Annotated in this window: 11 protein-coding genes; 5 read left to right on the top strand and 6 right to left on the bottom strand. The window is 63.8% G+C overall.

The features are described from left to right. Positions 1–9 precede the first annotated feature (9 nt). Complete coding sequence (locus HX881_RS21340; RefSeq protein WP_177086502.1) at positions 10–3,534, bottom strand: leucine-rich repeat domain-containing protein; 3,525 nt, start codon at positions 3,532–3,534, stop codon at positions 10–12. A gap of 279 nt (positions 3,535–3,813) precedes the next feature. Between HX881_RS21340 and HX881_RS21335 the strand changes: the two genes are divergently transcribed. The 4 genes from HX881_RS21335 to HX881_RS21320 all read left to right on the top strand — a co-directional run bounded on the left by HX881_RS21335 (position 3,814) and on the right by HX881_RS21320 (position 8,955). Continuing rightward, positions 3,814–5,586 carry an N-acetylglutaminylglutamine amidotransferase gene (locus HX881_RS21335; RefSeq protein ID WP_177086501.1) on the top strand — a complete coding sequence of 591 codons (1,773 nt, stop codon included), beginning with the start codon at positions 3,814–3,816 and terminating at the stop codon, positions 5,584–5,586. A 4-nt stretch (positions 5,587–5,590) separates the two neighbouring features. Next, on the top strand, positions 5,591–7,333 hold the full coding sequence (ngg, locus tag HX881_RS21330) for an N-acetylglutaminylglutamine synthetase (RefSeq protein WP_177086499.1): 1,743 nt from the start codon (positions 5,591–5,593) through the stop codon (positions 7,331–7,333). A gap of 88 nt (positions 7,334–7,421) precedes the next feature. After that, positions 7,422–8,615 carry an osmoprotectant NAGGN system M42 family peptidase gene (locus tag HX881_RS21325; RefSeq protein WP_017129688.1) on the top strand — a complete coding sequence of 398 codons (1,194 nt, stop codon included), beginning with the start codon at positions 7,422–7,424 and terminating at the stop codon, positions 8,613–8,615. 112 nt (positions 8,616–8,727) lie between these two features. Further along, the gene (locus tag HX881_RS21320) at positions 8,728–8,955 is read left to right on the top strand and encodes a YheU family protein (protein ID WP_017129689.1); all 228 of its coding nucleotides are present in this window, start codon (positions 8,728–8,730) and stop codon (positions 8,953–8,955) included. A gap of 2 nt (positions 8,956–8,957) precedes the next feature. Here HX881_RS21320 and csrA read toward each other — a convergent pair whose 3' ends face one another. Continuing rightward, entirely contained in the window at positions 8,958–9,167 is a 210-nt protein-coding gene (gene csrA, locus HX881_RS21315; RefSeq protein ID WP_017129690.1) for a carbon storage regulator CsrA, read from the bottom strand. 188 nt (positions 9,168–9,355) lie between these two features. After that, positions 9,356–10,162: an SDR family oxidoreductase gene (locus HX881_RS21310; RefSeq protein WP_177086497.1), complete on the bottom strand. Its 807-nt coding sequence runs from the start codon at positions 10,160–10,162 to the stop codon at positions 9,356–9,358. 331 nt (positions 10,163–10,493) lie between these two features. Between HX881_RS21310 and HX881_RS21305 the strand changes: the two genes are divergently transcribed. After that, positions 10,494–10,646 carry a DUF3309 family protein gene (locus HX881_RS21305; RefSeq protein ID WP_017129692.1) on the top strand — a complete coding sequence of 51 codons (153 nt, stop codon included), beginning with the start codon at positions 10,494–10,496 and terminating at the stop codon, positions 10,644–10,646. 95 nt (positions 10,647–10,741) lie between these two features. On the opposite strand, the gene HX881_RS21300 is transcribed toward HX881_RS21305, so the two are convergent. The 3 genes from HX881_RS21300 to HX881_RS21290 all read right to left on the bottom strand — a co-directional run bounded on the left by HX881_RS21300 (position 10,742) and on the right by HX881_RS21290 (position 13,983). Further along, positions 10,742–12,823, bottom strand: coding sequence for an LTA synthase family protein (locus HX881_RS21300; protein WP_042937235.1), 2,082 nt, complete (start codon positions 12,821–12,823; stop codon positions 10,742–10,744). Between the two features lie 346 nt (positions 12,824–13,169). Then, a complete protein-coding gene (locus tag HX881_RS21295; RefSeq protein ID WP_017129694.1) occupies positions 13,170–13,361 on the bottom strand; it encodes a PLDc N-terminal domain-containing protein in 192 nt (63 codons plus the stop codon). Positions 13,362–13,452: 91 nt separating this feature from the next. Then, complete coding sequence (locus HX881_RS21290; RefSeq protein WP_017129695.1) at positions 13,453–13,983, bottom strand: hypothetical protein; 531 nt, start codon at positions 13,981–13,983, stop codon at positions 13,453–13,455. Between the last annotated feature and the right edge of the window lie 81 nt (positions 13,984–14,064).

Raw genomic sequence — 14,064 nt, 5'->3', positions numbered from 1 at the left:
ATCCTTATTTCAAAAGCTCGTCGTCGCGACCAGCTGTTCCAGGTCGACGAGCTGGGTTTCCAGCGTCTCGGTGCACCCGCGCGGGCCATCGGCGTAGAGAAACACCGCCTCGCGCAAGGTGCCTTGGTTCACGCAGGCCTCGACCAGCGCAGCGACCCGGCGGGCAGTGTCCTCCTGCGTTGCCACGTCGAGCTCCTGCGCCCACAGGTGCAGACGCCAGAGCAACATGAAAAAGCCGTCGGCCATGGGTTCGGCGCGCAGGCGTCGCCAGTTCGTCCGTGGCGCCGACAGCGGCGCCTGAGAGCCCGGGGTCGTCAGGGCTGCCGGGGCGTAGGGCTCGATCCAGGCATCTTCTTGCGCCTGCTCGCCGCCACGGGGTGGAAACGGCAGGACGCCCAGGCTGACACCGGGGTTCTGCCTGAGCCCCGCCAGTTGGCCAAGACTTTCGGCGGACCAGGGATTGTTCTGCAGGCCGATATGGCGCGTAAGGACAGCCGGCACGTCGAACAAGCCGGTGGGCAACTGCGTGAGGCGGTTATCCCGCAGATCCAGTGCCTCCAGGGACGAACGAGGGAATAGGCCCACGGGCCAGCGGTCGATCCCGGTGGCCCGCAACATCAGTTGCCGCAAGGCCGGCAAACCACTCAGGTCAGGCACTTGGCCGAGGGGGTTATCGTTGAGGTTGAGGCATTCAAGCGCACTCATTTGCGCCAGCAGCGCGACACCGGGAGCATCCAGGCCAATCCGGTTGCCTTGCAGGCATAGTCGAGTCAGATGCGGCATCTCGGACAGGGCGTCCGGCAAGGCCGTCAGGCGGTTGTCGCTCAGGTCCAGCCGGCGCAGGCCGGTGAAGCCCGTGAAAAACGCCTGGTCGGCGTCAGTCAACGCCATGTCCCGGCCGATCAGTTCGCTGACGTGGCTGAAATCGATCTGCCAATGCAGTTCGGGCAAACGCCCAACGTGCATGCCCTGCATATCGAGTGTCACCCGTCGTGTTTCCCCTGCGTGTTGCCAACCCCCCTGCTCCCAGGCCCGCTTGATCGAATACGCCAGCTGCCTGCGGCTCGCCGCGCGGTCCGACGAGTCGTCGGCCGACTCGGCCCAGAAAAGCAACTGGCTCCTGAGCTGCTCGCACTCACGCTCGCGTGTGGCAAGCTGGCGGTCGGCCTGCTCGAGGGTGCCCGCCGATTGCAGATAGACGCTGATCTGCGTCGCCGACAGCAATGGGTAGAGCCGGCTCACGCGGTTGCTCAGGCACTGCCATTGCCGATCCTCCCCGGCCAGCTCCCACAGCGGGTAACCCTGGGGAGGTTCCGGCAACGCCAATGGTCCTGAAGCCTGCAATCGCGCCACCAGCCGGCGCTGCTTGGCCGCCAGTTCGGCCAGCGCCTCGCGCAGTGCCCCCGGCTGGCTCGAGTCGAATCCCAGGGCGCTGCGCTGTTCGGGCAACAGCGCCAGCAGTACCGCCTGCATCAGGCTGCCGGCCGAGGCCGTCGGCTTGTCGAGCGCATTCAGTACACGGTACTCGTCGCGACGCTGCTCGCTGGCCGACAAACGCCAGGCCAGCGCCGCCGATTCCGGCCCCAGGACGAAGGTCTGGGGCTGCCCGCCGTCCTTGCGTTCATAGCGCAATTCCACGCGCAGGCTGTCCGGCCAGCCCGGCAAATGCTCCAGCAGGTGGAAGGCCAGGCGGTCGGTTTCGAATGTCGCCGGGGCATTGAGAAAAAGGTCGCCGATGACGCGATTGACCGCCAACTCCAACTGGCACCCTCGGGCGGCCTCGGACAGGCTCAGGGGAATGTGTTCGTCGGTCACCAGCCGGCGCCGCTGCCTGTCGCAGGCATCGGCCATCAGTTCCTGTTCCACCGGTAGCGGCAGCTCGGGGAAAAACCGTCGGGGTGCCTGCGTGACCGCGGCAACGGTCACCGCTTCGACGTCCAGCAGCATCTTATGCCGTCGCCAGCGCTGGATACTCTCCCGGAGCACCCCGGGCACCGGCAGCAGTTCAATGTGCAGCCGCCGCAACAACGCGGCATGGGTGTTCGTCACCTTGAGCAATTGCCTGATGCTGCTATCGCAGAGCCCCTCGGCAATCGGCCCCAGGCGCCGGAACAGATACAGTTCGTCGCTCCATTTCCCCGGCTGCTCGAAGGCAAACCGCCAGGCGCCCTCACCGTTGTGCAGCAGCAAAGGGCCGTAGGCATCCGGACAGGTCGGGTGCAACAGGCGCCTGCGGCCATCGAATGCCTGGGGATCCAACCGATAGAGCCGGGCATCGATACGGACATAACACGCGTCCCCGTCATGGAATACCCCCTGGGCATCCGGCTCGTCCAACTCCGGCGGTTCCCGCCGTTGCTCATAGACCCGTGGATCAGGATTCCACAGGCGCAGGACGCGCTGCCTGTCCATGATCACGATCAGGCCGTCACTGAAAGCCGATACCCGCGGTTCACCCCGCTCGCGGAAAACCTGCTCGCGTTGGCCCGGTTCCAGCTCCAGCAGCTCGATGACCTGCGCCATCATTGAACCGACCATTTCATGTCGATTCCTGGGTTGCCAGTCCCGCCAGCCCTCGTAGAAAAGATCCAACAGGCCCTGGGCGCGCGCTGCCTGGGCCAGCCACCCCGGTCCCGGCGGGTCATAGAGCGCCCGTTGTCCGGTGGACAGGCCCACCCCCTCCCAGCCTTGTCGCGGTGCGCTGCCTGTCGTCCGCTCCCCGGAATCGGTCGGCACGACCTGGCTGCCCACTTCCGCGAGGAGCTTGTCGATCTGCAGGCGGACCAGTTCGCTGAACAGCTCCCGGCCTGCGGGCCGCGTGGTGAACGCCCAGTGCGCGCCACCGCGGGAATGTTCCCGCGCCTGCTCCAGCAGCGCCGGGATGAATTCAGGCACCCGGCGGTAGTCCACCCGGCGGGCGATCACATGTCGATAGTCGGTGTCGCCATCGATCTTCTGCGCCAGCCAGAGGGAAAGCGCCGCCATCGACGCATGTTCCCGGAAAGGACAGTCGGGCTCATTCGGCAGGTACACCACGCAGGCGCGCGTCTCTTCGCTCAAGGCGTCTTCGGCGGCAAGGAGCAGCGCCCCTTCCAGCGCATGACCGAGCATCGACAGATGGCTGACCCGGACCGCCTGCCCGGCCCACTGCCCCGCCGGCTGGTGGTTCAGTACCCGGCAGAGCATGTCGTAGGCGGGCCGGGCGATATCATCGTTCAGGCAGGCGACATGGGCATCGAGCAACAGGCTCGCCTGGCGCTGGCGTTCCAGCAGGAACGATAACCGCGCGTCGGGCCTCGCCAGCCGTTCGGCAAAGGCTGCGGGGGCCGTGCAGGCTCCCAGGCTCGCCTCTATTTCAGCGCGGTAGTACTCGCTCAGCCTCATGCTTTCGCCCAGGGCGGCCCACAGATCACACCCGCCGGACCGACGCCTCAGGTAACGCGGGGCATTCTGGGCAAAAACGTTGTAGCTGCGAAAACTGCGCTGTTCGTCCGGCAGCAGATGCTGTTCTCCGGCCCCCAACCATTTCAACATGTGGAAGTGTCCTTATCGTCCATGTCGGCCGAGATTAACAGTCCGCCTCATGCTGAAAGCCGCAAAAAACTCATTATTTATCAGTCAGTTAAATCAATCATTCAAACCTTTCCGATACCCCGGTAGCACCGTTCCCGGCACGGCCGCGCAGCGCCGCGGGCCGACTCCGCTTTGGCCTCACCCCATCGCTTATAACGGATCGATATAAAACTCCCGGTTTCGTCACGGGTCAGTTTCAGAGTCACCCACCCTCCCCAACGGATAACCGGTAAGGAATTTATGTGCGGATTAGCTGGAGAACTACGTTTCGATCGACGCCCCGCGGACCTCGCCGCGCTTGAGCGGATCACCCACCATATGGCCCCGCGCGGCCCCGATGCCTGGGGTTTCCATAGCCAGGGGCCGATAGCCCTCGGTCATCGTCGACTGAAAATCATGGACCTGTCGGACGCCTCGGCGCAGCCGATGATCGACCCGGACCTGGGCCTGTCCCTGGCCTTCAATGGCGCGATCTACAACTTCCCCGAACTGCGCCGCGAACTGGAACAACTGGGCTACGCCTTCCATTCCGGCGGCGATACCGAAGTCCTGCTCAAGGGCTACCACGCCTGGGGCGAAGCGCTGCTGCCCAAGCTCAATGGCATGTTCGCGTTCGCCATCTGGGAGCGCGATGCCCAGCGGCTGTTCATCGCCCGCGACCGCCTCGGGGTCAAGCCGCTGTACCTATCGCGTACCGGCCAGCGCCTGCGCTTTGCTTCCAGCCTGCCGGCACTGCTCAAAGGCGGTGATATCAACCCGCTGCTGGACCCGGTCGCGCTCAACCACTACCTGAACTTCCACGCCGTGGTCCCCGCCCCGCGCACCTTGCTGGCCGGGATCGAGAAACTGCCGCCGGCCACCTGGATGCGTATCGACGCCGATGGCCGCGGCGAACAGAAAACCTGGTGGACCCTGCCCTATGGTCCGCATGCCGACGAGGCCAACCTGAGCCTGGAAGACTGGCGCGACCGCGTGCTCGACAGCACCCGTGAAGCCGTGGCGATCCGCCAGCGGGCGGCGGTCGATGTCGGTGTGCTGCTGTCCGGCGGCGTCGATTCCAGCCTGCTGGTCGGCCTGCTGCGCGAAGTCGGGGTCGAGCAGTTGTCGACCTTCTCCATCGGCTTCCAGGATGCCGGCGGCGAGCGCGGCGACGAATTTCAGTATTCGGACCTGATCGCCCGCCATTACGGAACGCGGCACCATCAGCTGCGCATCGACGAACGGGAAATCATCGAGCAGTTGCCGGCGGCCTTCCGCGCCATGAGCGAGCCGATGGTCAGCCATGACTGCATCGCGTTCTACCTGCTGTCCCGTGAGGTGGCCAAGCACTGCAAAGTGGTGCAAAGCGGCCAGGGCGCCGACGAACTCTTCGCCGGCTACCACTGGTACCCGCAGGTGGACGGTGCCGCCGATCCCCATGCCGCCTACCGCGAGGCCTTCTTCGACCGCAGCTACGCCGACTATGCCGATACCGTGCAGCCGCAGTGGCGCGTCGAGCAGGATGCCGCCGGTGATTTCGTCCGCGAGCACTTCGCCCAACCCGGCGCCAGTGCCGCGGTGGACAAGGCCTTGCGCCTGGACAGCACGGTGATGCTGGTGGACGACCCGGTCAAGCGCGTCGACAACATGACCATGGCCTGGGGCCTGGAAGCCCGCACGCCGTTTCTCGACTACCGGCTGGTGGAACTCTCAGCCCGTGTGCCGGCGAAATTCAAGCTGCCGGACGGCGGCAAGCAGGTCCTCAAGGAAGCGGCGCGGCTGGTCATTCCCAGCGAAGTCATCGACCGCAAGAAAGGCTATTTCCCGGTTCCCGGCCTCAAGCACCTGCAGGGCGACACCCTGAACTGGGTGCGCGAGCTGCTGCTCGACCCGAGCCAGGACCGTGGCCTGTTCAACCCGGCGACCCTCGATCGCCTGCTGACCGACCCCCACGGTCAACTGACCCCGCTGCGCGGTTCGAAGCTGTGGCAACTGGCGGCCCTGAACCTGTGGCTCAGCGAACAAGGAATCTGACCCGATGAAAGCTCATGCCACGGCTTACAGCCAACGCCTGCTGCGCGGCCAGCCGCCGTCCTACGAACGCCTGCAGGCACGCCTGGCCGAAGACGGCAACGAACCGGCCACCCGCCCGGTGGTCCTGCATTGCGGCTGGGGCCGGCTGCTGATCGGGCACACCTTCGCCGATCCCGCCGGGCTGGCCGAAGAGCTGTTGAACGAACAGTCCGGCGAACGCGATATCGCCCTGTATGTCGCCGCGCCCCAACAGGTGCTCGCCCAGGCCCCGCAACAGTTGTTTCTCGACCCGTCGGATACCCTGCGCCTGTGGTTCAGCGACTATCGCCCGGCCACCCGGGTCTTTCGCGGCTTCCGCATTCGCCGGGCGCAGAGTGCCGAGGACTGGCTGGCGATCAACCAGTTGTACATCGCCCGCGGCATGCTGCCCATCGACCCGCAACTGCTCACCCCACGCCACCAGGGCGGTCCGGTCTACTGGCTGGCGGAAGACGAGGACAGCGGCGCCCTGATCGGCAGCGTCATGGGCCTCAACCACCACAAGGCCTTCCACGATCCGGAGCACGGTTGCAGCCTCTGGTGCCTGGCGGTCGACCCACAGTGCAGCCGGCCGGGGGTCGGCGAGGTGCTGGTGCGCCATCTGATCGAGCACTTCATGAGTCGCGGCCTGAACCACCTGGACCTGTCGGTACTGCACGATAATCGCCAGGCCAAGAGCCTCTACGCCAAGCTCGGCTTCCGCACCCTGAGCACCTTTGCCATCAAGCGCAAGAACGGCATCAACCAGCCGCTGTTTCTCGGCCCGGGGCCCCAGGCCGGGTTCAACCCCTACGCGCGGATCCTGGTGGAGGAGGCCCATCGACGCGGCATCGACGTGCAGGTCGACGACGCCGCGGCCGGCATGTTCACCCTCAGCCATGGCGGCCGCCGCGTGCGCTGCCGGGAATCGCTGACCGACTTGACCAGCGCCATCAGCATGAGCCTGTGCCAGGACAAGAGCCTGACCCATCGGGTGCTGCTCGAAGCCGGCCTGAACGTACCCAGCCAGCAACGCGCCGGCACTGCCGAGGACAATCTGGTCTTTCTCCAAGCCCATGGACGCATCGTCGTCAAACCTCTCGACGGCGAACAGGGCCAGGGCGTGGCCGTGGACCTGCGCAACGCCGACGAAGTGGAAAAAGCCATCGAGGCCGCCCGCGCCTTCGACAGCCGGGTCCTGCTGGAAAGCTTTCACGAAGGGCTGGACCTGCGCATCGTGGTGATCGGTTTCGAGGTGGTGGCGGCCGCCATTCGCCATCCGGCACAGGTGGTCGGCGACGGCCACCACAGCATCGGCGCGCTGATCGAAGCGCAGAGCCGGCGCCGCCAGGCCGCTACCGGCGGCGAGAGCCGGATTCCCCTCGACGCGGAAACCCAGCGCACCCTGCATGCGGCCGGTCATGACTACAACACGGTACTGGCCCGGGGTGAACAACTGGCGGTGCGGCGCACCGCCAACCTGCACACCGGCGGGTGCCTGGAGGACGTGACGGCGATCCTCCATCCGACCCTGGCCGAGGCCGCCGTACGGGCGGCACGGGCCCTGGATATCCCGGTGGTCGGGCTCGACCTGATGGTCCCCGCGGCAGACCAGCCGGAGTACGTCTTCATCGAAGCCAATGAACGTTGCGGGCTGGCCAACCATGAGCCACAGCCCACGGCCGAGCGCTTTATCGACCTGCTGTTTCCCCACAGCCTGCCGGCGTGATGAAGCAGCGCGGATCGTTCCCTTTTACCCGCGGGAGTTCTCCAGCAGGCATTGCGCTGGAAGCATTCTCCTGCAAGAAGGAGCAGCCATGAACACTGCCATCCCCCAACCCGACCTCGACTACCTGCAACGGGTTCTCCTGGAAATGCTCGCCATTCCCAGCCCGACGGGGTTCACCGATACCATCGTGCGTTATGTCGCCGAGCGTCTGGAAGAACTGGGCATTCCCTTCGAACTGACCCGGCGCGGCACCATCCGCGCCACCCTCAAGGGGCGCCAGAACAGTCCCGACCGCGCCGTATCGGCCCACCTCGACACCATCGGCGCCGCCGTCCGGGCGATCAAGGACAACGGGCGCCTGACCCTGGCGCCTGTCGGTTGCTGGTCGAGTCGCTTTGCCGAAGGCAGCCGGGTCAGCCTGTTCACCGACACCGGGGTGATCCGTGGCAGCGTATTGCCGCTGCTGGCTTCCGGACACGCCTTCAACACCGCGGTGGATGAACTGCCGGTCAGTTGGGATCACGTCGAACTGCGCCTGGACGCCTACTGCACCACCCGCGCCGACTGCGACTCGCTGGGCATCAGCATCGGCGATTTCGTCGCCTTCGACCCGTTGCCGGAGTTCACCGACAGCGGTCATATCAGCGCCCGCCACCTCGACGACAAGGCCGGCGTGGCCGCACTGCTGGCGGCACTCAAGGCGATTGTCGAAAGTGGCGCGCAACCGCCGATCGACTGCCATCCGCTGTTCACCATTACCGAGGAAACCGGCAGCGGCGCGGCGGCGGCCCTGCCCTGGGACGTCAGTGAGTTCGTCGGCATCGATATCGCCCCGGTCGCGCCGGGCCAGCATTCGAACGAACACGCGGTGAGCGTGGCGATGCAGGACTCCGGCGGTCCCTATGACTATCACCTGTCGCGCCACCTGCTGAGCCTGGCGGCCGATAACGAGTTGCCGGTGCGCCGCGACCTGTTTCGCTACTACTTCAGCGATGCCCACTCGGCTGCCACCGCCGGGCACGACAGCCGCATGGCACTGCTGGCATTCGGCTGCGATGCCACCCATGGCTACGAGCGCACCCATATAGACAGCCTGGCGGCGTTGAGTCGCCTGCTCGGCGCCTATATGCTCAGCCCGCCGGTCTTCGCCAGCGATGCCCAGCCGGCCACCGGCTCCCTCGACCGTTTCAGCCATCAACTGGAACACGAGACCCAGATGGAAAGCGATACCCGGGTGCCCTCAGTGGACAGCCTGATCGGCCAGCGCAATCCGCTCGACTGAAGGTATCCAGGCCGGGGCTCGCTGCCCGCCGCCCCGGTCACCCGCTGTATTGCCGGTAGCCGGACCCGGCTGGTGGCAGTAGCATGCCGCAGATTCCTGAAGAGAACTTTCCATGCTGATTCCCTACGACCAACTCGAACCCGACACCCTGACCCGGCTGATCGAGGATTTCGTCAGCCGCGACGGCACCGACAACGGCGATGACACCCCCCAGGAAACCCGTGTACTGCGGGTGCGCCAGGCACTGGGCAAAGGCCAGGCGGTGATTTTCTTCGATCTGGAAAGCCAGCAGTGCCAGTTGCTGCCCAGGCACGCGGTGCCCAAGGAATTCTTCGACTGACCTCAGGCCACCGGATCGCGGATCTCGCGAAGGGGGACACCCGGCTCCACCTTCGTCAGGATCCGGCGGTAGATCTCGGCACGATGCACATTGACGTGTTTCGGTGCTTCCACACCAAAACGCACATGGTTGCCGTTGACGGCGAGAATTCGCACGGTGATGTTATCGCCGATGGAAATCATCTCGCCCACGACGCGGCTCAATACAAGCATGGCACTCATCCTCAAGGGTTTATGAGCGGCCAAGACTGCCCGGCCCGACCACGGCCTTCAATGCAGCGGCGGCAAATCAGCCCGCCCTTACCGACACGGCCGATTCGCCCTACAGAATCAGATTTCATACTTCAGCCCATCAGAAATTTCGCTGCGCGCCGACCTGAGCGAAGCTTCCCCGGGACAGCCTATTGCCTGGCCTTGGCTCGCATCTTGTCGGCCATCACGGTCATTTCGTCATAGAGCAGTTGCGGGTTCTTCTGCTTCAGGGCCCAGGCCATGCGCCCCTGTTCATGAGGCAGGATCATGAACTCGCCCTGCGCGACATGCTGGTAGATGTAGTCGGCGATATCGCTGGCGGTAATCGGCGAGCTTTCCAGCAACTTGCCGACCTGGGCCTTCATGGCCGGGGTCGGGCCGCGGAACGAATCCAGCAGGTTGGTCTGGAAAAACGACGGGCAGACCACGTGCACGCCGATTTCCTGCTGCGCCAGTTCGACCAGCAGGCTTTCCGACAACGCCACCACACCCGCCTTGGCGACGTTGTAGTTGCTCATGGCCGGGCCCTGCATCAGCGCCGCCATGGATGCGATATTGATGATCTTGCCCTTGCTCTGCTCCAGCAGCGGCAGGAAGGCCTTGCAGCCCTTGACCACGCCCATCAGATTGATCGCGATCTGCCATTCCCAGTCTTCCAGGGACAGCTCGCTGAAGAAGCCGCCGGAGGCCACACCGGCATTGTTGACGATCACATCGATACCGCCGAACTTGACCTCACAGGCCTGGGCGAATGCCGTCAGCTGGCTGTAGTCACGCACGTCGCAACGCTGGGTGAAGCCGTCACCGCCCGCCTCGCGCACCTGCCTCAGGGTTTCCTGCAAGCCTGCCTCACTGACGTCGGACAAGGCCAGCCGCCAGCCTTCGCGAGCCCAGCGCAATGCGATTTCGCGGCCAAGGCCGGAGCCGGCGCCCGTGATCATGATGCGATTTTGCATAGGAGATGCCTTGTGCGTTCGGAGGAAGATGAGCCGCAGTGTAGCGAAGGAATATCAGCCGCCGATGCACCATCAGATTGCTGAATGCCCCAGGCAAAGTCGCACCCGAGGACGACTGTCGGCGCGCTTGCAAGTTCAACGATGAAAACCTGCGAAGTGAATAAACGGCAATAATCAAAAGAAATAAAAGACGGATCAAAATACCTTGATAAAAAACTGAATTTTCCAAGCCCGGCTCCAGTCGGAGATGTTAAGCCGTTGGTTATTTAACGACTGAATCAAACACTGAATGAAAGTCTGCAATGGCAGAACAACCGATAAGGAAAAAGCCATGGGTACTATTCTGATCGTCATCCTGATCCTGCTGCTGATTGGCGGCCTGCCGGTCTTTCCACACTCCAGAAGTTGGGGTTACGGCCCATCGGGCATTATCGGTACGGTGCTGGTCGTACTCTTGATTCTGTTGTTGCTCGGCAAGATATGACGGCATTGCCCACGGGTCATTCTTGATCCCAGGCAATGAAAAACGCCCCGACAAGTCGGGGCGTTTTTTATTCGACGGATAATCCGCGCAAGACGTTACTTGGTCGGTGCGACACCCGCGGTGTTATCCAGCAGGCTCTTGGTCGCGGTCTGGATGAAAGAACCCAGCTTCTGCTTCAGCTCGGCCTCGTCCGGCGAGTTCGGAATCACTTCGCCACCAGGATTGGCGCCCAACTGGTAGCGCCAGACCTTGGCCGGTACATCCTTGGGCTGGACCAGGACGTGATCGCCGCTGATGATCGCCACGGTCGGTTCGTTACCCGACGGCTTGATCATGCCGATGCCCTTGTCGCCTTCCGGCAGGTTGAGCAGGTCACGTCCCCAGCACTGCTGGCGGAACTCGCCGCCCAGGCGGCCCATGATGGTCGGCACGATATCGATCTGGGTGCCCACGGTGTCGCGGCGCGCGCCGAACTTCTCCTGGATGCCCGGACCGATCAGCAACAACGGTACGTTGAAGCGGCCCAGGTCCATTTCGGTGATCTGCTCGTCGTTGCCAAAACCATGGTCACCGACCACCACGAACAGGGTTTCCTTGAAGTAAGGCTCCTTGCGGGCCTTCTCGAAGAACTGGCCCAGGGCCCAGTCGGCATAACGCATGGCCGTCAGGTGCTCGTTGAGGGAGCCACGGTCGGTCACCCGCTCGACCGGCAACGGCGTCGGCAGCGCATACGGCGTGTGGTTGGACAGGGTCTGCAGCAACGCGTAGAACGGCTTGCCGGCTTCACCACGGGTCTTGAGCTCTTCCAGGCTGCGATCGAACATGTCCTGGTCGGAGACGCCCCAGGTCGGATCGGAGAACACCGGATTGACGAAGTCGTTACGGCCGATAAAGGTGGTCATGCCCTGGCTGCCGAAGAAGCCCGACTGGTTGTCCCAGGCGAAGTCGCCGTTGTAGACATACACGTCGTCATACTTGCGGGCGCTGAGCAGTTGCGGCAGGCCCGACAGCTTGTGGCTGCCCTCCGGCGTCTGCATCAGGTACTCGAAGCCCGGCAGGTTGGGGAAACAGGCCATGGTCGCGAACATGCCCTGGTGGGTATGGGTACCGTTGGAGAAGAAGCGATCGAACAACAGGCCTTCCTTCGACAGCTTGTCGAAGTACGGGGTAATGTTGCCCGGACGACCCAGGGCGCCCACCGAGTGACCGGCGAAGCTTTCCATCAGGATCACCACCACGTTCTTGATCGGCAGGGTGTTCTGCGCCGGCGGCGTGGTGTCGCGGCGGATCGCGGCGATATCGCTTTCGACCAGCTTGTCGTCGCCGGTCAGCAGCATGTCGCGCACGGTCTGCTGGGCCAATGGCTGCTGCAGGGTGGCCTTCCAGATATTGTCGCGATCATCGGACAAGCGACTCTGGGCCGCCGAGATCAGCGTCAACGAGCCGTTGAGGCCCAGCTGGTTGGCGAAGTTCGAGTTGGTGGTATAGGCATCGCCCCAACGCAGCGGCGGGCCCTGGCGCAGGGTGCCGCGGGCGGCGACCACGCAGATCAGCAACAGCACCACGAACACCACCGCCCGGGCATACCAGGGCGCAACCGTACGGGTGCCGACACTGGCATTGAAGGTGGCACGGGGCCGGGTGATGCGGTCGGCGCCCTTGAACAGCAGGCTCAACACCACGGTGCCCACGGCCCACGCCAGCAGGTAGCGGACCACCGGGAAACCGTACCAGAGCATGCTCATGACGGTTTTGGGGTCTTCCTTCACATACTGGAACACCAGGCCGTTGAGGCGCTGGTGGAACTCGCGATAGAAGTCCATCTCCATCAGCCCGCAGAACAGCGCCAGGCTCGACGCCGCGGTCAGCCAGAGGCGGAACAGACCGCGAGCGGCCATCGCCCGGGCGCTGAGGAAGGCCAGGGTCAATGGAATGCAGAGGTAGACCACGATACGGATATCGAAGCGCAGGCCGTTGCCGAACGCCTCGATGAAGGTCGAAGCCGGGGTGTCGAGAATCATCTCGCGGTTGTAGACCAGCAATGCAACCCGCAGCAGGGTGAACATCACCATCATGATCAATGCACACAACAGCGTGTAGGCCAGATGAGACTTAACTGTCGGTTGCAGCAGGCGCGTTGAGGGGCGCTGCTTGCTCAGGGCGTCCGGGTTTGCCATGTCGGTTTGGGACTCGTTGGATTCAAGTTGAAAAGTCGGGTTCAGCGGCGCCCAGCCCTCGATGGACCACAAGAGGGGCGCGAAGCCGGCAAATGTTGCACGATCATCGATGGTTTACCACCCGTGCGTGCCGGTCGCTGTTGAAATCTTTCCTCGCCCAGGCCGAAAACCGTTCTGGAACAGCGGATTGCAAGGAGCGGGAGGTCAATCGGGCGCAGGAATTGTCTGCGACAGAATGTGAAAATTTCGTCTGGCGCATGTTTTGACACATAAAAAACCGGAAGCCGCCGAAGCAGCAGTCACTGCTCCGGCGAGAGGTCGTCACCTGTCGTGGACGAGGGACCCTCTAGAACCGCACGTTGCCCCTGGGTCCGGCAATCGCCCAGATAATCAGGCCCAGCACCGGCAACAGGATGATCAACAGGATCCAGAGGACTTTCATCCCGGTTTCAGCGCCGCTTTTCAGCACATTGAGGATGGCCCAGATATCCAGGGCCAGAATGATCAGGCCGACGAGGCCGTTGAAGGTTGAACCCATGGTGTTGCTCCCTAATGAGGACGTGCCTTCCTTAGGATAGCCCGCGCGAGACAGGGTTCCGTTTATTCTGCGGCCAGGATGATCCCGTCGCTCAGACGTGCAACGCGATCCGCAGGGCTTCCAGGGACGGTGCGGCGGTGATGCCGACCTGCTCGCACAGTTCCAGTACTCGTGGCAGGTCGTTGCCATAGACCAGGACCGCCTGCAATTCGTCATCCAGCGGCTGGCTGAAGTCCATCAGGACGTAGCCGCCCATTTCCGGATTCATGCTGCCGAGCTGGATCTGGATGCGGTTCAGTGCCGTGAGCGCCTCGACCTTGGCCAGTTGCTTGGGTTTGATGTTGAACGGGACGTCCTTGCCGAAGGAGTCGACGATCTGCGCGAACAGATCCATATAGGTATCCGCCTGGAACAGCACGGTTTCCGGCAGGCTGCCGACCACCACCCATTCGCCCAGGGGAATCGGGAAGCTGTCGTCATAGTTGATATCCGGATTGGCCGCCAGGAACCCCGCCGCGTCGGCATAGGCCTGGGCCGCCTCGTCGGCGATCTGCTGGATCTCGGCCTCGCCCATGCAGCCGGAGCTGATTTTACTGATGAGTTCGATAAGGGCGGTTTTCATGACGGGATCCTGCGACCTGGGGCTGTTCGGGGTCGCGAAGGATAGCGCAAATGCCGGCACGGCGCAGGAGCAAAGCCTGCG

Source organism: Pseudomonas gingeri (assembly GCF_013386115.1).
In the GTDB taxonomy this organism is placed as follows: Bacteria; Pseudomonadota; Gammaproteobacteria; order Pseudomonadales; family Pseudomonadaceae; genus Aquipseudomonas; species Aquipseudomonas gingeri.
This window is presented reverse-complemented; position numbering and strand designations above follow the sequence as displayed.

Excerpts from the sequence above, each read along its gene's own strand:
- HX881_RS21340 (WP_177086502.1), bottom strand. The coding sequence starts at position 3,534 with ATGTTGAAATGGTTGGGGGCCGGAGAACAGCATCTGCTGCCGGACGAA.
- HX881_RS21335 (WP_177086501.1), top strand. The coding sequence starts at position 3,814 with ATGTGCGGATTAGCTGGAGAACTACGTTTCGATCGACGCCCCGCGGAC.
- ngg (WP_177086499.1), top strand. The coding sequence starts at position 5,591 with ATGAAAGCTCATGCCACGGCTTACAGCCAACGCCTGCTGCGCGGCCAG.
- HX881_RS21325 (WP_017129688.1), top strand. The coding sequence starts at position 7,422 with ATGAACACTGCCATCCCCCAACCCGACCTCGACTACCTGCAACGGGTT.
- HX881_RS21320 (WP_017129689.1), top strand. The coding sequence starts at position 8,728 with ATGCTGATTCCCTACGACCAACTCGAACCCGACACCCTGACCCGGCTG.
- csrA (WP_017129690.1), bottom strand. The coding sequence starts at position 9,167 with ATGCTTGTATTGAGCCGCGTCGTGGGCGAGATGATTTCCATCGGCGAT.
- HX881_RS21310 (WP_177086497.1), bottom strand. The coding sequence starts at position 10,162 with ATGCAAAATCGCATCATGATCACGGGCGCCGGCTCCGGCCTTGGCCGC.
- HX881_RS21305 (WP_017129692.1), top strand. The coding sequence starts at position 10,494 with ATGGGTACTATTCTGATCGTCATCCTGATCCTGCTGCTGATTGGCGGC.
- HX881_RS21300 (WP_042937235.1), bottom strand. The coding sequence starts at position 12,823 with ATGGCAAACCCGGACGCCCTGAGCAAGCAGCGCCCCTCAACGCGCCTG.
- HX881_RS21295 (WP_017129694.1), bottom strand. The coding sequence starts at position 13,361 with ATGGGTTCAACCTTCAACGGCCTCGTCGGCCTGATCATTCTGGCCCTG.
- HX881_RS21290 (WP_017129695.1), bottom strand. The coding sequence starts at position 13,983 with ATGAAAACCGCCCTTATCGAACTCATCAGTAAAATCAGCTCCGGCTGC.